The sequence below is a fragment of the Zunongwangia atlantica 22II14-10F7 genome, from assembly GCF_002094855.1.
In the GTDB taxonomy this organism is placed as follows: Bacteria; Bacteroidota; Bacteroidia; order Flavobacteriales; family Flavobacteriaceae; genus Zunongwangia; species Zunongwangia atlantica.
On record NZ_ARYN01000006.1, the window covers coordinates 157,341 to 177,669 of the forward strand.

Annotated in this window: 18 protein-coding genes; 8 read left to right on the forward strand and 10 right to left on the reverse strand. The window is 36.7% G+C overall.

Annotation, left to right across the window (positions count from 1 at the left end):
- Window positions 1–951, forward strand: a complete 951-nt coding sequence (locus IIF7_RS07950) for an OmpA family protein (protein WP_084841151.1) — start codon at window positions 1–3, stop codon at window positions 949–951.
- 140 nt (window positions 952–1,091) lie between these two features.
- On the forward strand, window positions 1,092–2,129 hold the full coding sequence (locus IIF7_RS07955; RefSeq protein WP_084841152.1) for an NADP(H)-dependent aldo-keto reductase: 1,038 nt from the start codon (window positions 1,092–1,094) through the stop codon (window positions 2,127–2,129).
- A 32-nt stretch (window positions 2,130–2,161) separates the two neighbouring features.
- On the opposite strand, the gene IIF7_RS07960 is transcribed toward IIF7_RS07955, so the two are convergent.
- Genes IIF7_RS07960 through panC form a run of 6 tightly spaced genes read right to left on the reverse strand, consistent with a single transcriptional unit; the run spans window position 2,162 to window position 8,077 of the window.
- Window positions 2,162–3,286 (reverse strand): M23 family metallopeptidase, encoded by a 1,125-nt coding sequence (locus IIF7_RS07960; protein ID WP_245801588.1) that lies wholly within the window; start codon window positions 3,284–3,286, stop codon window positions 2,162–2,164.
- A 45-nt stretch (window positions 3,287–3,331) separates the two neighbouring features.
- The gene (gene radA, locus IIF7_RS07965) at window positions 3,332–4,696 is read right to left on the reverse strand and encodes a DNA repair protein RadA (protein WP_084841154.1); all 1,365 of its coding nucleotides are present in this window, start codon (window positions 4,694–4,696) and stop codon (window positions 3,332–3,334) included.
- Between the two features lie 14 nt (window positions 4,697–4,710).
- A complete protein-coding gene (locus IIF7_RS07970; RefSeq protein WP_084841155.1) occupies window positions 4,711–5,859 on the reverse strand; it encodes an alpha/beta hydrolase in 1,149 nt (382 codons plus the stop codon).
- A 33-nt stretch (window positions 5,860–5,892) separates the two neighbouring features.
- On the reverse strand, window positions 5,893–6,858 hold the full coding sequence (locus tag IIF7_RS07975; RefSeq protein WP_084841156.1) for a lysylphosphatidylglycerol synthase transmembrane domain-containing protein: 966 nt from the start codon (window positions 6,856–6,858) through the stop codon (window positions 5,893–5,895).
- Window positions 6,859–6,869: 11 nt separating this feature from the next.
- Window positions 6,870–7,220 carry an aspartate 1-decarboxylase gene (panD, locus tag IIF7_RS07980; protein ID WP_013073881.1) on the reverse strand — a complete coding sequence of 117 codons (351 nt, stop codon included), beginning with the start codon at window positions 7,218–7,220 and terminating at the stop codon, window positions 6,870–6,872.
- A gap of 5 nt (window positions 7,221–7,225) precedes the next feature.
- Entirely contained in the window at window positions 7,226–8,077 is an 852-nt protein-coding gene (panC, locus tag IIF7_RS07985) for a pantoate--beta-alanine ligase (protein WP_084841157.1), read from the reverse strand.
- A gap of 110 nt (window positions 8,078–8,187) precedes the next feature.
- Here panC and IIF7_RS07990 point away from each other — a divergent pair, with 110 nt between their 5' ends.
- The 5 genes from IIF7_RS07990 (at window position 8,188) to IIF7_RS08010 (ending at window position 14,507) form a co-directional block, all read left to right on the forward strand.
- Window positions 8,188–9,000, forward strand: a complete 813-nt coding sequence (locus IIF7_RS07990) for a glycogen/starch synthase (RefSeq protein WP_084841158.1) — start codon at window positions 8,188–8,190, stop codon at window positions 8,998–9,000.
- Window positions 9,001–9,014: 14 nt separating this feature from the next.
- On the forward strand, window positions 9,015–10,562 hold the full coding sequence (locus IIF7_RS07995; RefSeq protein ID WP_084841159.1) for a DUF4270 domain-containing protein: 1,548 nt from the start codon (window positions 9,015–9,017) through the stop codon (window positions 10,560–10,562).
- Window positions 10,563–10,575: 13 nt separating this feature from the next.
- On the forward strand, window positions 10,576–12,423 hold the full coding sequence (glmS, locus tag IIF7_RS08000; RefSeq protein WP_084841160.1) for a glutamine--fructose-6-phosphate transaminase (isomerizing): 1,848 nt from the start codon (window positions 10,576–10,578) through the stop codon (window positions 12,421–12,423).
- A 218-nt stretch (window positions 12,424–12,641) separates the two neighbouring features.
- On the forward strand, window positions 12,642–14,150 hold the full coding sequence (atpD, locus tag IIF7_RS08005) for a F0F1 ATP synthase subunit beta (RefSeq protein WP_084841161.1): 1,509 nt from the start codon (window positions 12,642–12,644) through the stop codon (window positions 14,148–14,150).
- A gap of 72 nt (window positions 14,151–14,222) precedes the next feature.
- Window positions 14,223–14,507 carry a F0F1 ATP synthase subunit epsilon gene (locus tag IIF7_RS08010; RefSeq protein WP_084841162.1) on the forward strand — a complete coding sequence of 95 codons (285 nt, stop codon included), beginning with the start codon at window positions 14,223–14,225 and terminating at the stop codon, window positions 14,505–14,507.
- Window positions 14,508–14,618: 111 nt separating this feature from the next.
- Here IIF7_RS08010 and IIF7_RS08015 read toward each other — a convergent pair whose 3' ends face one another.
- The 4 genes from IIF7_RS08015 to IIF7_RS08030 form a co-directional block, all read right to left on the reverse strand.
- Window positions 14,619–16,391 carry a M61 family metallopeptidase gene (locus IIF7_RS08015; protein ID WP_084841163.1) on the reverse strand — a complete coding sequence of 591 codons (1,773 nt, stop codon included), beginning with the start codon at window positions 16,389–16,391 and terminating at the stop codon, window positions 14,619–14,621.
- 126 nt (window positions 16,392–16,517) lie between these two features.
- Complete coding sequence (locus IIF7_RS08020; RefSeq protein ID WP_084841164.1) at window positions 16,518–16,727, reverse strand: helix-turn-helix domain-containing protein; 210 nt, start codon at window positions 16,725–16,727, stop codon at window positions 16,518–16,520.
- Between the two features lie 3 nt (window positions 16,728–16,730).
- Entirely contained in the window at window positions 16,731–17,255 is a 525-nt protein-coding gene (locus tag IIF7_RS08025; protein ID WP_084841165.1) for a DUF2975 domain-containing protein, read from the reverse strand.
- A gap of 11 nt (window positions 17,256–17,266) precedes the next feature.
- Entirely contained in the window at window positions 17,267–17,779 is a 513-nt protein-coding gene (locus IIF7_RS08030; RefSeq protein ID WP_084841166.1) for a DUF2975 domain-containing protein, read from the reverse strand.
- 237 nt (window positions 17,780–18,016) lie between these two features.
- Here IIF7_RS08030 and IIF7_RS08035 point away from each other — a divergent pair, with 237 nt between their 5' ends.
- On the forward strand, window positions 18,017–20,329 hold the full coding sequence (locus IIF7_RS08035) for a putative monovalent cation/H+ antiporter subunit A (protein ID WP_084841167.1): 2,313 nt from the start codon (window positions 18,017–18,019) through the stop codon (window positions 20,327–20,329).

Sequence of the window (20,329 nt, forward strand, 5' to 3'; positions counted from 1 at the left end):
ATGAGAAAAACCATATTAGCTATTTCAGGAAGTGTTTTAATGCTTACTTCCTGCGTTTCTTCAAAAGTGTATAAAGATCTTGAAAGTCGGCATGCCGATCTAAAGCGTGAAAATCGAGAGCTAAATTCAGAATTAGACCGATTAAAAGGGGTAGATGAAGAATTAGCCGAATTAAAATCTGAGCACGAAAGTCTTACTGCTGAAAGGGATAAATTGAAAAACGATCTTGCCAGTTTGCAGTCTAACTACGACAATTTAAAAAGTTCGTATGATGCGTTAGAGAAAAATTCTTCTGCAGCAATTGCTGAAAATTCTCGCCAAAATCGTGAGTTATTAGCGCAGCTTGAAGAAAAGGAAAGAGCACTTGCGGCCGAGCAGGCAAGATTAGAAAAACTAGAGAAAGATCTGGCAGCTCGCTCTAAACGAGTGAACGAGTTAGAAGGTTTAATTGCAGCCAAAGACGCCAAAATGAATGCTTTAAAAGATGCAATTTCGAAAGCGCTAACAGATTTTGAAGGCAAAGGGCTTACCGTAGAACAACGCGACGGTAAAGTTTATGTCTCTATGGAAAACAAATTACTTTTCAATTCTGGTAGCTGGGCGGTAAATGCAGATGGTCGCCAGGCGGTAAATCAGTTAGGAAATGTATTAGCACAGAATCCTGATATTAGCGTATTGATCGAGGGTCATACAGATAATGTTCCTTATGGTGGTAATGGGCCGCTAAAAGATAACTGGGATCTTTCTACCAAAAGAGCTACTGCAATCGTACAGATTTTAAGAGAAAATAATAGTATCGATCCGCAAAACTTAACCGCTGCCGGTCGTGGAGAGTATGCACCTGTCGCTAGCAATGATACTGCGGAAGGAAAAGCTAAGAACCGAAGGATCGAAGTGATCCTAACACCAAAATTAGATGAGGTGACCAAGCTTTTAAACGAAGTAGACTAATCTTTTCTGCGGAAATAAATTTTCTACGGAAAGTTAATAATATTGAAATGCCCTTTTGAAGTTTTCAGAAGGGCATTTCTTTTTTAATATTTGTTCGAAATTCGTCGTTTTTGACGATCATTTTTTCTGAAATTAAAATTATGAAATACACTAAGCTACCAAATACCGATATTAAAGTGAGCAAGATCTGCCTGGGCACAATGACCTGGGGAGAACAAAATACTGAAGCTGAAGGGCACGAGCAAATTGAATATGCGCTAGATCAGGGAGTAAATTTTCTGGACACAGCCGAAATGTATTCGGTGCCGGCAAAACCGGAAACGCAGGGAAGCACAGAGAAAATTATAGGAAGCTGGTTAAAGAAATCAAAGAAGCGAGAAGATATCGTTTTGGCATCTAAAGTTGCCGGCCCGGCAGAAATGGTTTCTCATGTTCGGGAAAATATGGGCTTCGGTAAAGAAGCGATCAACGATGCGATCGATAAAAGTTTGAAGCGTTTAAATACAGATTATCTGGATCTTTATCAGCTGCACTGGCCAGAGCGAAATACTAATTTCTTCGGAAAACGTGGTTACAAACATCAGGAAGATGAAGAGTGGCAGGATAATTTTAAAAGCGTTTTAGAAAATCTTCAGGAGTTAGTGAAAGCCGGGAAGGTTCGTCATGTTGGACTATCGAATGAAACGGCTTTTGGATTAAGCAGGTTTTTGGAAGAAAGCAGGCTTCATGATTTGCCAAAAATGATAACGGTTCAAAACCCGTACAGTTTATTAAACCGAAAGGATGAAATAGGACTTACAGAAGTGTTACATCGTGAAAATGTTGGACTGCTGCCATATTCTCCGCTAGGAATGGGAACACTTTCAGGAAAGCATTTAAACGGAATTGTAGAAAATACGCGCCTAAGTTTATTTCCGCAGTATAAAAGATATTCCGGAGAAATCGCAGTTGAAGCTACCAAAGCGTATAAGGAAGTTGCGGTAAAACATGAATTATCGATGACGCAAATGGCACTGGCTTTTGTAAACCAGCAGCCTTTTGTAACCAGTAATATTATTGGCGCTACAAAAATGAACCAGCTAAAAGAAAATATCGCAAGTATCGATTTACAACTTTCTGATGAGGTTTTAGAGGATATCGAAAAAGTACACGAAAAATATCCAAATCCAGCTCCTTAAGCTAGTTTAATGGCTAACAGCTGCAAGCTGAATCACAACGGAGCCACCAAACTTTCATGAATAAAAGATGCGCTTTTATTTTTAGGTCGAACATGGTACCAATCACCGGTTTTTCCTAAAAGCTGAAGCGTATCCTTATTTTTAGCCTGTCCTAAAATCTGTGATCTTGAAGTTGTTGGTTTGTCCCGAAGATTTGCAATACTGCTTTTGGTGATCAAATTAGTCGATTTTTTATCGAATTTTGAGATTTCCGGCTTAAATTCTTCTGCTTTTTCTACAAAGTGAAGCGGATTTATAGCCCCGTGTTTATAGATCCCAAAATGTAAGTGAGGCGGAGTAGTTCTTGCATTCCCGGTATTCCCTACAAAACCTAAAGTGTCTCCTGTTTTTACACTTCCAGAAGTTTTAGCGATACTATCTAAATGCGCGTAATATAAAGACTGACCTCTTTTGGTGTCGCGTAACCAAACTTGTTTGCCGCCAAGACCTTTTTCACCGGTAAAACCAATGCGGCCATTGGTTACAGCGAGTACAGGTGTGCCTCGTTTGGCAAAAATATCGATACCTTCGTGGCTACGAGCACCGCCATCTCTGGCAGCTCCCCAATAACTTTGGATGTTGCTGTTTTTCCCTTCGGCTACCGGAAAAAAATAGGCCGGTTTTTTATCGAATTTCAACACAAAGTCAGTTTGTGTTTCTATCGCGGGCTGAATTACAATTTTGTAATCCCCAGATTCTTTAATTTCATATTGAAATAATTTCTGATCGATTTCAGCACTTTCAATCTTGTCGAAACTTTTAATACTATCGCCCGTTATTCGGTAAAAATCGATAAAAACAAGATCGTTTAAAGAATCGGTAAAGATTTCAAAATTAAAGATCTCTCCGATATTCAAATTCATTTCGTAAGCATAAATTGGAAAAGATCTGGGTGAAAAATGCCCATTTTCGGCAAAAGGAAGCTCTATTTTTAAACTATCCCGAAGTCCTGTTTCGTGCTGTTGTTCCCAAAGCGAGTATAATTCATCTGAAACATTAAAATCTCGCTTATAAACTTCTTTGGCAGTTGGATTTGTAATAAAATCTGTTGCTTTATTTAAGCGAGAACAGGACGTAAAAATTAGGGCTAGAAATATATAAAATAAGTACTGCTTCAAGTTTTTCAATTTTTTAGTTATATAGAAACAGTAACTATGCCATACTTATGCGAAAAGCTGACTCACAACATCTTCGATCTTAGAAACCTTGATTACTTCAATAGTATAAGAAGTTTTTGGAAGTTTACTTTGTTTAGAAATCACGATCTTTGCGAAACCAAGTTTTTCGGCTTCTAAAATTCTTTGGTCAACTCTGGTTACCGGTCTAATTTCTCCGGCCAAACCAACTTCAGCAGCAAAACAAATATCTTTTTCGATCGCAATATCCTCGTTAGATGATAAAATTGCGGCAACAACGGCAAGATCGATGGCGGGATCGTCTACGCTAATTCCTCCGGTAATGTTTAAAAATACATCTTTTGCACCCAATTTAAAGCCTGCACGTTTCTCTAAAACCGCCAAAAGCATATTTAGTCGCTTTACATTATAACCGGTTGCAGATCGCTGCGGAGTCCCATAAACTGCGGTGCTCACTAGCGCCTGAATTTCGATCATTAGTGGGCGCATGCCTTCTAAAGTACTGGCGATGGCGGTACCACTTAGATCTTCGTGGTTTTTGCTGATTAATATTTCTGAAGGATTGCTTACCTCACGCAAACCGCTGCCCTGCATTTCGTAAATCCCCAGTTCGTGAGTGCTTCCAAAACGGTTTTTGTGTGATCTAAGAATTCGGTATACATGATTGCGATCACCTTCAAACTGAAGCACGGTATCTACCATATGCTCTAAAACCTTAGGCCCGGCTATACTTCCTTCTTTGGTAATGTGGCCTATTAAAATTACAGGAACATTACTTTCTTTGGCGAACTTTATTAACTCTGAAGTAGTTTCACGAATTTGAGAAATGCTTCCGGGGGCGCTTTCAATATAATCGCTATGCAGCGTTTGAATAGAATCGATAATGACAACTTCCGGAGAAACCTCTTCAATTTGCCTAAAGATATTTTGCGTTTTAGTTTCTGTAAGGATATAGCAGTTTGTCGAATTTGGGTCGATACGCTCTGCCCGCATTTTTATCTGCTGCTGGCTTTCCTCTCCTGAAACGTATAAGACTTTATAGGGGAAACTTAAAGAAATTTGAAGTAAAAGTGTACTTTTTCCTATACCCGGTTCACCACCAAGAAGTGTTAAGGAGCCGGGCACGAGTCCGCCTCCTAAAACACGATCTAATTCGTTATTTCCGGTCTTCCAACGGTATTGTGGAGCGGTTTCAATTTCATTTAAGCGCAAAGGTTTAGCAGCACGTTTTGCTTCAGTCTTTGCTGAAGATTTCCAGTCTTTCTTATCTGGTTTTTCAACAATTTCTTCAACTATCGTATTCCAGTCTCCGCAAGAATTACAACGTCCCTGCCATTTAGAATACTGCGCGCCACAATTTTGGCAATAATATGCTGTTTTTACCTTCGCCATAGCCGCAAAGATAATTAAAGGCCGTGTTCTTTTTTAATTTCGTTAGCTCTTTCAAGCATAAAATCGATATTTAAAAACGAAATTGCCTCTTGCCCATAAGCTTTTTTATAAGTTTTTATTGCTTTTTCGGGGCTACCAGTTTCCTCTGCCCATCTGGCTTCGAAATAAGTTGCCAGCATCGTATTTGGGTAATGCTTTGCAGCTAAATCACTTAATCCTAAAAAGTCTTCCCAACGTCTTGTTTTTTCGATTGCCTGGTTGATGGCCAGAAAGTCGTTTAATCTTATTTGTTTTTGGAGGCCAAAAAGCTCGTCTATGGTGTTGTATTTATCTTCTAAATATTCTGAAAGGCTTATACTGGTTTGAAGCAATTTAGTTTGATATTCTTTTTGCGAGATTGGACGGTAAATTTCAAAAATATTATCGATTGCTGAAGGAATTGCTTTTCCTACCAGTGAGTAATGCGTGGCGTTTTCAAAATTATCAAACTTATAGTTTAATTGCGTGTTGTTCAAATCTTTTATCTGGGCATCGAAAGCATTTATAGATTCCTGCAATTGTGGGATATCATCAGATGCCGTGGCAAGATAATACCATAGTTTTTTTTCTGTCCTTTCAAAAACTTCACCCAGGCGCACATTCATTTTTGGAGCATAATCTGGACTTAGATTAATATAAGCGTCAAAAATTGGATTGTCTTTTAACAGATAAAAGTTCATAAAGTTGGCGGTAAGGTCGTGGCCAACAATTACGTGAAACGGAGCTACGCGATATTTGTTAGCGATGCTCTGCATTAATTCCATTCCTAAGAATTCAAAAAAATCTGCACCTTCTGCGCTAGGTAAATAACGGTTTTCATCATAGTATGAGTCGGCCTCACGGCTACGGTTCTGGTTCACCCCAACAACGATCATTTCTGGAGCGTCTTCCCAGTACGAGTAATAATCTACCATTCCTGCAACAGGTTCAAATAGGTAATCACCGTCTAATACGAGCATTACGGGGTAAAGCTTTTCTGTGTTTTTTTTGTAATTTCTTGGTAGCTGAATTTTTATTTCCCTGCTAGTTCCAAGTTTTTCAGATGAGATCGTCTCATAGGTGGTTTGGGCAGCAGTTATCCATGGACAGATAAATACCACCGCTAAAAGTAGTTTTTTAATCATAGGTGTCTATTTAGCGACGATCAATATAGATAATTATTTCCTTCTGTTAAGGATTGGAAGAAAAATAAATGAAAGTCCGCCAAGAACAAGGTTTAACAGCGTTTGTGAAGCCCATACTACCCAACCAAAAGCTTCACCACCCTGCTTAGAAATACTAAAAAGTGTTAAGACGCCACCAATTGCGATAGGATAAACACCAATACCACCGTTGGTTACAGATATAGCAAAAGAGCCTACCACGAATGCGGCTAAAATTGCGCCAAAACCTGCATCGTTAGTTTCTGGAATTGCAAAAGTGGCTACATAAAACATCATTACATACATTGCCCAAATGAAGATTGTATGAAAGATAAATGCCCATTTCTGTCGCATTTTCAAAATGCTTCGCATTCCTTCAAGCAAGCCTTTTGCAAAGTCTTTGATCTTTTTAAGAAATGGAATTTTTGATTTTTTAATCAGGATTAAGGTAAGTGTTCCTAAAATAACTAAAACTACAAAAGCACCAATGGTAAAAACTGGATTGATGTTGTTTTCAGCAAAATAGGTAAGTACATTTTCAGTTTGAAGTATAACTGCAAGTGAAATAATACTTAAAAGGATAATAAGATCTGCAAGTCTTTCAGAAATTATTGTTCCAAAACCTTTTTCAACAGGAATATCTTCGTAGGTTTTTAGAGTAGCTGCTCTAAGAAATTCTCCAGATCTTGGAATTCCAAGATTAGCCAGGTATCCGGCCATAACGGCCATAAAACTATTTCTAAATTTAGGTTTGTAGCCTAGAGGTTCTAGCATAAACTTCCAGCGATATGCTCTGGAAAGATGTGAAAGTGTGCCTAAAACCAAAGAAAAGCCAACCCAAAAAGGATCAGCTTTTTTAATATTCTTAATAAGTTCTGCTCTTTCAGCAGGTGTTGCACTGTTGTAACTATACCAGATTAAAAAAATCCCCAATAAAAGGGAGATTGTTGTTTTTAGTATCTTTTTAAGCGTCGTATTCAAACAGGCAATTTTTAGTTAAGTAAATTATTCTCTTCGTTAGGGAAAACAATTGCCGGCTTAAAACTTTTAGCTTCTTCGAAATCCATAATGGCGTAACAAATTAAAATAAGTACATCGCCTTTAGCTACTTTTCTGGCAGCGGCGCCATTTAAAGTGATTTCTCCAGAATTTCTTGGTCCTGGGATGGCGTAAGTTTCTAAACGCTCACCGTTGTTGTTGTTAACGATTTGTACTTTTTCGCCTTCAATAATATTAGCGGCGTCCATCAAATCTTCGTCGATGGTGATGCTGCCAATGTAATTTAAATCGGCACCAGTTACTTTTACACGATGAATTTTAGACTTTACTACGTGAACTTGCATGATTTTTAATTATTGAGAGCAAGGTTATCGATAAGCCTAATGTCACCTGCGTAAGCAGCGATAAAGGCACGATAGTGTTCTCCCTCTCTTTTTTCAGTTAATTTTTTTAAAGTTTTAGCGTCGGATATTTCAAAATATTCCAGTTCCAAAAATGGATAATTTCTGAATTGTTGTTCTACCCAATCATTTATGTAATTTGCACTTTTTGTGCCAAAAAGCGTTTTAGTTTCCTTTAGCGTTTCAAAGATAAAGGCTGCTTTTTCGCGTTGCAAATCATTAAGTCGTTCATTACGGCTACTCCTTGCAAGACCAGATTCTTCTCTTAGGATAGGGCAGCCAACGATTTCAACAGGTATGTTTTCGATTTCTGTAAGCTTTCTTATGATTTGTAATTGCTGATAATCTTTTTCTCCAAAGAAAGCTTTATTGGGTTCTACGGCTTCAAATAATAGTTTTACCACAGTTCCAACACCGTCAAAATGTCCGGTTCTATGTTTTCCTTCCATTACAATATCAAGTCCGTCGAAATCAAAATGTTCAGAAATGATTAAATCTCCATATAATTCGTTTGCGTTTGGAGTAAAAACAATAATTTCTTCAGAAATATTTTGAAGTAAATTAATGTCTTTTTCCAGGTTTCTGGGGTACTTCTCCAGGTCTTCTGGATTGTCGAATTGTGTGGGATTAACAAATATACTAACAACAACCTGGTCGCAGGATTTAAGTGCTTCTTTTACAAGGTATAAATGCCCTTCGTGTAAAGCGCCCATGGTTGGCACTAAACCAATGGTATTACCAGCAAGCTTATTATTGGATAAGCTTTGCTTTAAAAGTTCTTTTTCTTTAAAAACCTGCATCGTAATTTAAAATTAACAGCGTGCAAACTTAATATATCTCTGGCAATCTGCATAAAATTTTGTAATTTTGCGTGTTTTTTGTTCGCAACCGCACTTTAAAGAAAAATTATATGAAAGATAAGAGGATATTGTACGTCTCGTCTGAAGTTATACCTTACTTACCTGAAACCGAAATATCATCCACATCTTTTGAAGCCGCAAAAATGGTGAATAACATTGGAGGGCAAATTCGAATTTTTATGCCAAGGTTTGGTAATATAAATGAACGACGCCACCAGCTACATGAGGTTATTAGGCTTTCTGGGATGAATATGGTGATTAATGACTTAGATATGCCATTAATCATAAAAGTTGCTTCGATCCCAAAAGAAAGAATGCAGGTTTATTTTATCGATAATGAGGATTATTTTAAAAGAAAAGCAACCTTGTCTGACGAGGATGGTAATCTTTTTGATGATAACGACGAGCGAGCCATCTTTTTTGCAAAAGGTGTTATCGAAACTGTTAAGAAACTAAACTGGTCTCCAGATGTGATTCACGTGCATGGTTGGCTTGCGTATATGCTACCATTATACCTAAGACATTACTACGGAAATGAGCCACTTTTCAAAGATGCAAAAATTGTGACTTCTATTTACAATGAAAACTTTGAAGGGACGTTAAATGAAGAGATGAGAGATAAAGTCTTGTTTGACGGTATGGAAAAAAGAGATCTTAAGCATCTTAAAGAACCAAGTTTTGTGAATTTAGCCAAAACGGCTGCAGATAATTCAGACGCTGTAATTGTTGGTAGTGATAATTTACCAGAAGGCTTATTGGATTACTTAAAGAAAATTAATAAACCATTACTTCCGTATAAAACAAGAGAAGAATTCTCACAGGCATATCAGGATTTTTATACTACAAAAGTATTAGCGGAATAGTAATTCTTATTTACATGAATTTATACAGAGGGATTTTAAAAATAACAACAGTATTTGTTGTTATTTTTCTTTTAGCATCTTGTGATGATGATTTTAGCAATATTGGAGGTGAGATTATAGAGAATCCATCGGGGGTGCAATTACGAGAGTATGATATTAATGCATATACCGTAGATATTAAATCTATACAAACCAATACTTCTAACCCAAAACTTTTAGGTGTCTATAATCATCCTGTTTTTGGTGAAAAACTGGCAAGTGTTTTATCTCAGGTGCGTTTAGGTGCTACCTCTCCAGAATTTCCAGAAGGAGCAGTTTTAGATAGTGTTGTGTTAAACCTTCCATATTTTAGTACAGAAGATTTAGACGATGATGGCAATCCGGTATATCAATTAGACTCAGTCTATGGGGATGGAGGATTTAGACTAAGTATTCGAGAGTCAAGATACTTTTTAAATGATCTGGATCCATCAGAAGATTTTGAAAGAGCGCAGCGATATTATTCAGATCAGCAACCACTTTTTGAGCAATTTCTTACACAAGATTCGATTTATGTAAATAATTACTTTGTTCCTTCAGCAGATAGAATTCGTTTTATTCGTGAAAATGATGAAGACGAAGCAGATACAACATATAGTGCGCCTGCTCTTAGAGTTCAGTTAAGTAGAGATTATTTTCAGCAAAAGATCATGGATATGGAAGGAAGTGCAGAACTTTCTAGTGTAAGTAATTTCTATGATTATTTTAGAGGATTATTAATTAAAGCTGAACCTGTAGCAAATGAAGGTAGTATGATGTTGTTTAATTTTGCAGGTGAAAATGCTGGTATAAATTTATACTATTCTTATCCTGAAGAAACTACAAATGATGAAGGTGAAACCGTAGAAGAAACCTTTATCGATAGCCTTGGAATTAGCTTTGGAGCGAATATCGTAAATACTTTTGAAGGTGAATATTCGCAGCAAATTCAGGAAAACATTGCCAATACTTCAGAAAATCTTTATCTTGATGGCGGTGAAGGTACGATTGGAGTTTTAGAATTATTTGACGAACAGCAATTGGAAGATTTAAGAGCTGAAAATCTATTGATTAATGAAGCCAATTTAGAGCTGTATATAAATAGTGATTTAATGAATGGTGCTAATGCGCCTAATCGTCTTTACCTGTATGATCTTAGTAATAATTCGGTCTTGATAGATTATAGTTTAGATCCTAGTAATAATCAAAATGATCCTTTGAATTCTAGAACTATGTTTTCTTCTTTGCCTGAAACAGATGAAGAAACAGGAGAAACTAAATACACTTTAAGATTAACACAGCAGTTAATTGATCTTATAGAAAATGATTCTACCAGTCTTAGACTTGGTGTTGCGGTGACTTCTAATATTCAGCAAACAGCTGGCGTTTCGGTAAGAGAGAGTACACCAGAGCTTGGAGAAGATGAATTGGCATCAGCTGCTTCTACAATTACTCCAGAAGGTGTGGTGGTTTATGGTTCTGAATCTTCAAACGAGAATAGAAGACTTAAGCTAAGGGTTTATTATACTGCTACAGGCCAGTAACCCAAATCTTAATATGTGCGGAATAGTAGGATACATTGGGCATAGAGATGCTTACGATGTTGTTATCAAAGGTTTAAAACGTTTAGAGTATCGTGGTTATGATAGTGCTGGTATAGCATTGTATGACGGGGATACTCTAAAAGTTTGTAAAACCAAAGGAAAAGTTGTTGATCTGGAAAAAAAAGTCCAGGAATCTATAACTTCTAATGGCTCTATAGGAATAGGGCATACCCGTTGGGCTACCCATGGGCAACCAAATGATGTAAATTCCCATCCACATTTATCTAATTCTGGTAATCTTGCAATTATTCATAATGGGATTATCGAGAATTACGATTCATTACGAAAAGAGTTAAAAAAGCGTGGATATACTTTCCAAAGTGATACCGATACTGAAGTTCTTGTAAATCTTATTGAAGATGTAATTAAGAATGAAGGAGTTAAACTTGGTAAGGCAGTTCAGATAGCTTTAAATCAAACCGTAGGAGCTTATGCTATTGCGGTTTTTGATAAAAGAAAGCCAGATGAAATTGTTGTTGCCAGATTAGGAAGTCCTTTAGCTATTGGTATTGGAGATAATGAATATTTTATAGCTTCAGATGCTTCCCCGTTTATTGCTTATACTAACAACGCCATTTATCTTGAAGATGGGGAAATGGCTGTGGTAAGACATGGGAAAGAAGTTAAGGTTCGTAAGATTCTTAATGATTCTGAAGTTGATGCTTATGTTCAGCAATTACAGCTTAATTTAGAGCAGATCGAAAAAGGTGGTTACGATCACTTTATGCTGAAAGAAATCTACGAACAACCTAATGCGATTCGCGACACCTATAGGGGTAGATTGCTTGCCAATAAGGGCATTATAAAAATGGCCGGTGTAGACGATAATCTTGATAGAATCGCAAAAGCTAACCGAATTCTTATAGTTGGCTGCGGAACTTCATGGCACGCAGGTTTAGTAGCCGAATATATTTTTGAAGATATGGCGCGTATTCCTGTAGAGGTGGAGTATGCTTCAGAATTTAGATATCGAAACCCTGTAATTACAGAAAATGACGTGGTGATTGCTATTTCCCAAAGTGGGGAAACTGCAGATACTATGGCCGCTATAAAATTAGCTAAAGAAAAAGGTGCTTTTGTTTTTGGGGTTTGTAATGTGGTAGGTTCTTCAATCTCCAGGGAAACCATGGCTGGTGCTTATACCCATGCCGGGCCAGAAATTGGTGTGGCCTCAACAAAAGCATTTACTACTCAGATTACTGTTTTAACCTTAATGGCTTTAAAACTTGGTAAGTATAAGGGTACGATTTCAGATTCAGATTTTAGGGTGCATTTACAGGCGCTGGAAGCCATTCCACAGAAAGTAGAAAAATTACTGCAATCTGATAAAGTAATTAAAGAAATTGCTGAGACCTATAAAAATACCAGAAACTGTATTTATTTAGGGCGTGGATATAATTTTCCTGTTGCTTTAGAGGGAGCCTTAAAACTTAAGGAGATCTCCTATATTCATGCTGAAGGTTATCCTGCCGCAGAAATGAAGCACGGCCCAATCGCACTTATTGATGAAGAAATGCCGGTGGTTGTTATTGCAGTTCGAAAAGGACACTACGAAAAAGTGGTAAGTAATATTCAGGAAATAAAATCCAGAAAAGGAAAAATTATAAGTGTAGTTACCGAGGGAGATGTTGAGGTTAAGGAACTTGCAGATCACGTTATTGAAATTCCTGAAACTATCGAGTCTTTTACTCCTTTATTAACTACGATTCCTTTACAGTTACTTTCTTACCATATAGCGGTGATGTTGGGTAAAAATGTAGATCAGCCAAGAAATCTAGCAAAATCGGTAACCGTAGAATAAGGTAAGTACAGGATAATAATTCTCAATTTTTAAGTAATTTTACAGAGTAAGAGATAACTTTTTAGGCTATAAAAAAACTTATTTCTTTGGAGGTATGAAATTATAAAGAAAAAACTATCTTTGCAGCCAAATTTGTGGCCTATTTTCATTTATAGATTTATAAATCAGTTAGGTAGGTTGTAGGTAGATTTAAATAAAAAACATTAAAGAAATTAATAATGTCTAAAGTAACAGGTAAAGTTGCCCAGGTTATTGGCCCTGTAGTTGATGTTTCCTTCGACTCAGATAACGAATTACCAAAGATCTACGATTCTTTGGAGATTAAAAGAGAAGATGGTTCTATTTTAGTTTTAGAGGTACAAACTCATATTGGTGAGGACACTGTAAGAGCTATTTCTATGGATTCTACAGATGGGCTTAGCCGTGGTGTAGAAGTTGTAGCTACCGGAGCTCCTATTCAGATGCCAATTGGAAGTGATATTTACGGGCGTTTATTCAACGTAGTTGGAGATGCTATCGATGGTCTAGGAAATTTACCAAAGGCTGGTGAAGCAGGATTGCCAATTCACCGTGAAGCTCCAAAATTTGAAGACTTATCTGTTTCTACCGAAGTTTTATTTACTGGTATTAAAGTAATTGATCTTATCGAGCCTTATGCAAAAGGTGGTAAAATTGGATTATTTGGTGGTGCCGGTGTTGGTAAAACTGTACTTATTCAGGAATTAATTAACAATATCGCGAAAGGTCATGGTGGTCTTTCTGTATTTGCCGGTGTAGGTGAGCGTACTCGTGAAGGGAATGACCTTCTTAGAGAAATGCTTGAATCTGGTATTATTAAATACGGTGACGATTTTATGCACTCTATGGAAGACGGTGGATGGGATCTTCAAAAAGTAGATAAAGATGTAATGAGAGAATCTAAAGCTACTTTCGTATTTGGACAGATGAATGAGCCACCAGGAGCTCGTGCTCGTGTTGCCTTATCTGGTCTTACAATCGCAGAATACTTCCGTGATGGAGCAGGAGAAGGACAGGGTAAAGACGTTCTTTTCTTCGTAGATAACATTTTCCGTTTTACTCAGGCTGGTTCAGAGGTGTCTGCACTTCTTGGTCGTATGCCATCAGCGGTAGGTTATCAGCCAACTCTTGCAACAGAGATGGGTGCGATGCAGGAAAGAATTACTTCAACTAAAAATGGTTCGATTACATCTGTACAGGCGGTTTACGTTCCTGCGGATGACCTTACCGACCCTGCGCCAGCAACAACTTTCGCTCACTTAGATGCAACAACTGTACTTTCTCGTAAGATTGCCGAGCTTGGTATTTATCCTGCGGTAGATCCTCTAGATTCTACTTCAAGAATTCTTACTCCAGAGATCTTAGGAAAAGATCATTACAATTGTGCACAACGAGTAAAAGAGTTATTACAACGTTACAAAGAATTACAGGATATTATTGCGATTCTTGGTATGGAAGAACTTTCTGAAGAAGATAAACTTGCGGTATCACGTGCAAGACGTGTGCAACGTTTCCTTTCTCAGCCATTCCACGTAGCAGAGCAGTTTACTGGTCTTAAAGGTGTTCTTGTAGATATTAAAGATACTATTAAAGGATTTAATATGATTATGGATGGTGAATTAGATCATCTTCCAGAAGCAGCTTTTAACCTTAAAGGAACCATCGAAGAGGCTATCGAAGCTGGAGAAAAAATGTTAGCTGAATCATAAATAGTATAGAGCTATTAGCGGTTAGTGATTTAAAACTAACTACTAACTACTCAGTACTCAATACTAAAAACTATGTATTTAGAAATCGTAACTCCTGAAGCAGTTGTTTTTCAAGCCGAGATCGATGCGGTTAAAGTTCCTGGAATCGAAGGTGAATTTCAGATGCTTAATAATCACGCACCAATCGTTTCTACTTTAACAGAAGGTACGGTAAAGATTAATCTTGCTGCTTCAAGTACTGTTGTAACTTCAGAGTTGTCTTCAGATTTTAAACAAGAAGGAAAAGAATTATTCTACCCAATTAAAGGTGGAGTGCTGGAAATGAAAGATAATAAAGCGATCATTTTAGCCGACTAAAATAATTCTGATATTATATAAAAAAGCCTGTTGTTTTCGCAACAGGCTTTTTCTTTTTCTATTTTTAAAAATTACTGTGAACTGTGTACTGTTAACCGTGAACTGTAAACTTTACTTCCCAGAAAGCCAGTTTTCGCGATTTTTAAGTTCTTTTTTCTTTGCTTCGGGATCGATTTTTATTTCATAAGAAGGATTTTTCCCTACAGCTACTTCTACAGTCTTTTCTTCACCATAATTGCTGAATTTTACATTGATTTTTTCGCCAGGTTTTAATGCTGAAGAGATATTATCGAATTCTTCGGCAGTTTTTAAAGGTGTATTATTGATCGAAATGATCTTTGTCCCTTTGTCCAGACCAATTTTATAACCTGAAGTGCCTATTTTAGGATTATTGGTCATGATCACTTCTTCGTTTTTATTTTCTACGGAAATCCCCAAATATGGCTCGTTATCTTTCTTTGAAAAATGCACTCCCATTTTCGCTAATATCGGCTCATAGTTTGGCATATTGCTATTGTAGATATATTTGCTGAAAAATTCTTCGCCAAATGTTTCACCTGCATATTGTTTCAATAAATTTTCGATGTCTTCAACTTTGTATGGCTTTTCAGGTTTGCCGTGAGTTTCCCAAACCAGTTTCATAAAATCATCAAGATTAAGATCTTTATCTCGTAATTCAAGATCTAATGCTAGACCAAGAACACTTCCGTAGGAATAATAAGAAATGAATGTATTTTCACGATTTACGGGATCCAGCGAAGTTGCAGCATCTACAAAAGGTGCCTGGTAACTCATTTCAATTGGGTTGAAATATTGTAACGCCGGCGATGTCCACACATAATTGAAACTTCCATTAAGTCCGTTTATATAATCTTCAGCAGAAATAATTCCTGCTCGGCATAAAATCAAATTGGTGTAATAACTTGTAAAACCTTCAGCGAACCAAAGCGCGCCGCTCATGTTCGCTTCTGTAAAGTCGAAAGGTTCTAAAGATTGTGGGCGTATTCTCTCTACATTCCAGGCGTGAAAAAATTCATGTGAAACAGTTCCAATATTGCCTTTCATGCCACCATTAGCCAGTGTTTCAACATCGGTTAAAATTGTACTGTTACGATGTTCCATTCCGTCTCCAGATGCATTTGGGATATAGCAGGCTAAAAAGGTGTATTCGTTATAGTCGAAATTGGGTAATTCACCATAAACTTTCATTTCCTGTTCTACGATTTTTTTTACTTTTTCGAAATACTCACTAAACAGTTCGTCGCTGCTGGGATCGTGTAAAACGAAACGTACATTTTTACCATCAATTTCAAAACTTTTCATTCTGAAATCACTAATCTCGGTTGGGCTATCCATAAAGTACTGAAGATTTGGAGCGGTAAAGGTATTTCCTTCAATATGCTTTAACTGGGTTGCGACTTTCCAGTTGGGCATAGCTTCAGTTTGGTAAGTGATTTCTATAGGTCTTTCCTGTAGATCTTCAGCAAACATAAATGTCGCCGGCATATTTAAATGCGCATGAGTGGGATCGATCTGAGCGTAAGTCCCATCGCCGCGATTCGCAAATAAAGTGTATTCAACGTTTACACTTCCATTGTGACCAGTAATTGCCCACGAATATGGGTTTGGTCGAGTAACTTTTAATTCTTTTCCATTGCCGTCTGTAGCTCTAAAGCCGTAAACATTTTTAGCAAATTCGTGGATGGCATAACGACCGGGAGAGGATCTACTCATTCTTACCGTAAAAGTATCGGTTTCTATTTCAGGAAATTCGATGTTGATCTTAGCTTCGTGATGAACAGCATTTTCGAATGAAATACTGTATTTATTTTGCTGAGCAAAACTTATCGTGCTAACGAAAAGAAAAATGAGTAGTAATCGCATGAGGTATATTTTAGTGTTAAAGTTAATTATTTATTGGTGCCGCCAAAGGCTAAAATTACCCGAAGTTTGCCCGAGATTAAAAATTTGTTTCCAACGAATGCCCCCTTGGGCTTGCCAGGAGGTAGTTTACTTTTCATCCAAATATTCAAGAATATCGCCTGGCTGGCAATTTAAAATTTTACAAATCGCTTCTAAAGTAGAGAATCTTATAGCTTTCGCTTTTCCGGTTTTTAAAATAGAAAGGTTGGCGGTGGTAATACCAATTTTTTCGGCGAGTTCATTACTTTTCATGCCTTCACGCTCCAAAATCTTATCTAAATTTATGATTATCCCCATCGTTTAGATCGTAAGTTCGTTTTCTTGCTTTATCAATTCACCCTTTTCTACAATTTTACTGAAAAGAATCAAAACCTTACCTAAAATGTATAATATCAAAAATGAGGGAATAAAACCTAGAACATTAAATGGAGCCATTAGGAAGAATGCGCCAACGCATAATATGAGTAAAAATTTAATTTTCGCGTAAACAATGATAGCGCTGGATATTTTTCTTATTTCTATTGCCTGATGCTGGTAAAATAAATTTTCCTTTGATGTTTCACTAATTAATTTAGGTGTAGTTCTTAGGCCATAAGCAAGGTAAAGAAACAGTAAAGCATTTATGGCATAGAAAATAATTTGCCCGCTTAAAGAATATTCGAAACTCCTTTTTGGGAAGTAGCTTTTAAAATAAAAAGAATCGGCTAGATCGTTGAAAAATTCAAATTGTTGTATTGCGCCGAATATATTTAGTGCAGCTGATAAGATTAATACGATAATTAGAGCTATGCTTATAAGTTTAAGAATGCTGAGATGCCATTTCATAATGATCGATTTTATATGGTTAATTCATTTTCTTGTTTTAATTGGCGTGCGTTCGTAAATACTTTGCTTAGGAAGATTAGGAAAATACCGAAGGCAAGAATGATCCAAAATGAGCTAAAGGAAAATTCTAAACCAAAGTTCAATTCGATACGACTATCCACGATCATTTTTTTAAAAAATTCAGAAACAGCACCAAGAATTACCGATAGGCAAATCAATCTTCCGCTAAGGTTTAAAGAAGCTATTTGCAATTTTGTGTAGAGTTTATTTCCGAAGAAACTTCTAATTAATTTGCGTAGCACGTAGAGACCATATACGAAAGCAAATGTTTTTATTACTTCAATCAGTATTAATCCCCATAAGGCGAAATTATTAAGATCCTCTGGTGGTTTTTCGATAGAAACAAAAAGATCTGTTCCCGTGGAGAAAGTGATTATAAGGCTTATAAGAAAAACCACTAAAGAAAAGGCCGAAAAAATAAAGCAAATATCAAGAATCGTCTTGAGAAGAATTGGTGGTCGCATAGTAGAATTAATTATCGTTTATCGATAACAATATTAAATAAAATTATTGTTTTTCGATAATTTTTTGAGTAATTATTTTTCGCTGTGTTATTAAGAAGACTTCTAAACTACTATATCTCACTAAGAAACATTAAGAAATTGCAAAGTCTGCAGAAGTCCTTATATTTAACGCTTATAATTCGCATAGAACTTAAATAATAACTATTATATTTGCGAGGAACGGATTTTTAGTCAATTATGATATCAGCAATACTTTTAGGATTTTTATTTGCAATACTCTTAGTCTTCGCAGGAAAGTTTTTTAAAGGGAAGTTTGCTGTTTTATCGTCGCTGATCCCTTTGGGATTGTTCGTTTACTTTCTTCAGTTTATTCCTGAAATTATGGAAGGGAATGTTGTGAAGGAAAGTTATAACTGGGTACCTTCTTTTGGGGTGAATCTTGGGTTTACTTTAGACGGACTTTCACTTTTATTCTGCCTTATGATTACCGGGATTGGTTTCCTGGTTTTTGCTTATACTTCTGTTTATTTACATCATCATAAATATTTAGATCGCTTTTATGGATATTTAAGTGTGTTTATGGCAGCAATGCTGGGATTGGTGCTTTCTGATAATGTTATAAGTTTATTTACTTTTTGGGAGCTAACCAGTATTAGTTCGTTCTTCTTGATTGGTTTTAATAATACACAGGAAGCTTCAAGAAAATCGGCTTTAACCGCGCTTGGAATTACAGGTTTAGGCGGAATGTTCCTGTTAGCGGGAGTTATTGTTTTAGGAAATATAACAGGGACTTTTAGTATTGCTGAAATGCTAAATATGTCTCCTGAATTAATAAAAGGTCACGAATATTATACTGTTGCAGTGATCTTACTATTTGGTGCGGCTTTTACTAAATCTGCCCAGTTTCCTTTTCATTTTTGGTTACCGGGAGCGATGAAGGCGCCAACACCAGTTTCTACTTATTTGCATTCTGCAACCATGGTAAAAGCAGGGATTTATCTTGTAATGCGTTTTACTCCGGTTCTTGGAGGTGAAGAAATCTGGAATACAACTCTAATTGTTGTTGGAGCTGTTACCATGCTTTATTCGGCATTTCATTCGCTTTTTAGAACAGATCTTAAAGGAGTGCTGGCGTATTCAACAATATCGGCTTTAGGGATTTTGATGTTCTTAATTGGTATGGGAACTACAGAATCATTTACCGCTGCGGCTGTTTTTATAATAGTACACGCACTTTATAAAGCAACACTTTTCTTAACTACGGGAATCATAGATCATCAAACCGGTACTCGTGATGTAACCGTACTTTCTGGTTTGCGTAAGGTTTTAATGCCGGTGGGTATTGCAGCGATTATTGCGGCAATTTCTAGTGCAGGTATTCCGCCAACCATTGGTTTCTTAGGAAAAGAGTTAACTTACGAAGCTACCATGCATGCGCCAATCATAGCGACCTTATTGGTTGTTGGTATTGTGATCACAAAAATATTATTGCTTTGGGCAGGTTTCGTGGCTGGTATTAAACCATTTCAGGGAAGTTTACCAGAAAGTTTAAAAGATACTAAAATGCCTGGCCCATTTATGTGGGTGCCACCAATACTTTTAGCGGTATTGAGTTTGGTTTTCGGGATAATGCCTTTTATCATAGAAGGCTCTTTAATTAAACCAGTAGTTTCAGCTTTAGGCGGAGAATCTGGTGAAATTCATTTGGCCTTATGGCATGGGTTTAATACGGTGTTTATTTTAAGTTTAGTAACTATAGCTGTAGGGACTACACTTTATTTTGTGCTAAAACCTTCAGCTAAATTAGAAACCGCCGTAGGAAAGTTAGAAGCGGCCAGTCCTAAAAGTTTAATGGAGAAATTTAATGTTGGATTTACTTATCTTTCTTCATTTTGGACCCGAGTTTTTCAGAATGGTTATTTAAGAAATTACGTGTTTATTATCATCTTTTTCTTGATCGGGATGGTTGGTTATACGATGATTGGTAATACGAAATTCAATATCGATCCTTCTATACTATCTAATGTGAGTTTTTACGAGTTGGTAGTATTTATCATTATGTGTATTGCTATATTATTCACGGTATTTACAAGTAGTCGTTTGTCTGCCGTTGTAGCAATGGGTGTTGTAGGTTTAACGATCTGTCTTGTATTCGTATTTTATAGTGCGCCAGATCTGGCGATGACACAGTTTTCTATTGATACCTTAACAGTGATCTTATTTGTATTGGTATTGTATCGTTTACCAAGATATCTTAAGATCCAGGATCATAAAATGCGTATTCGAGATGGTATTTTGTCTTTAATGTTCGGCGGACTTATCGCTGTTTTGGCATTAGAAGTACTTTCTGAACCTGTAAATACCGAGATTGGTGATTTCTACGCAGAAAATTCGTATATCATGGCTCATGGTAAAAATGTAGTGAATGTGATCTTGGTAGATTTCAGAGGGGCAGATACAATGATAGAAATTTCAGTATTAACCATTGCCGCTATTGGAGTATTTGGATTATTGAAATTAAGATTAAAAAGAACAGACAGAGTTCAGTAA

Coding starts and splice junctions, on each gene's coding strand:
- IIF7_RS07950 (WP_084841151.1), top strand. CDS start 1: ATGAGAAAAACCATATTAGCTATTTCAGGAAGTGTTTTAATGCTTACT.
- IIF7_RS07955 (WP_084841152.1), top strand. CDS start 1,092: ATGAAATACACTAAGCTACCAAATACCGATATTAAAGTGAGCAAGATC.
- radA (WP_084841154.1), bottom strand. CDS start 4,696: ATGGCGAAGGTAAAAACAGCATATTATTGCCAAAATTGTGGCGCGCAG.
- IIF7_RS07970 (WP_084841155.1), bottom strand. CDS start 5,859: ATGATTAAAAAACTACTTTTAGCGGTGGTATTTATCTGTCCATGGATA.
- panD (WP_013073881.1), bottom strand. CDS start 7,220: ATGCAAGTTCACGTAGTAAAGTCTAAAATTCATCGTGTAAAAGTAACT.
- panC (WP_084841157.1), bottom strand. CDS start 8,077: ATGCAGGTTTTTAAAGAAAAAGAACTTTTAAAGCAAAGCTTATCCAAT.
- IIF7_RS07990 (WP_084841158.1), top strand. CDS start 8,188: ATGAAAGATAAGAGGATATTGTACGTCTCGTCTGAAGTTATACCTTAC.
- IIF7_RS07995 (WP_084841159.1), top strand. CDS start 9,015: ATGAATTTATACAGAGGGATTTTAAAAATAACAACAGTATTTGTTGTT.
- glmS (WP_084841160.1), top strand. CDS start 10,576: ATGTGCGGAATAGTAGGATACATTGGGCATAGAGATGCTTACGATGTT.
- atpD (WP_084841161.1), top strand. CDS start 12,642: ATGTCTAAAGTAACAGGTAAAGTTGCCCAGGTTATTGGCCCTGTAGTT.
- IIF7_RS08010 (WP_084841162.1), top strand. CDS start 14,223: ATGTATTTAGAAATCGTAACTCCTGAAGCAGTTGTTTTTCAAGCCGAG.
- IIF7_RS08015 (WP_084841163.1), bottom strand. CDS start 16,391: ATGCGATTACTACTCATTTTTCTTTTCGTTAGCACGATAAGTTTTGCT.
- IIF7_RS08020 (WP_084841164.1), bottom strand. CDS start 16,727: ATGGGGATAATCATAAATTTAGATAAGATTTTGGAGCGTGAAGGCATG.
- IIF7_RS08025 (WP_084841165.1), bottom strand. CDS start 17,255: ATGAAATGGCATCTCAGCATTCTTAAACTTATAAGCATAGCTCTAATT.
- IIF7_RS08030 (WP_084841166.1), bottom strand. CDS start 17,779: ATGCGACCACCAATTCTTCTCAAGACGATTCTTGATATTTGCTTTATT.
- IIF7_RS08035 (WP_084841167.1), top strand. CDS start 18,017: ATGATATCAGCAATACTTTTAGGATTTTTATTTGCAATACTCTTAGTC.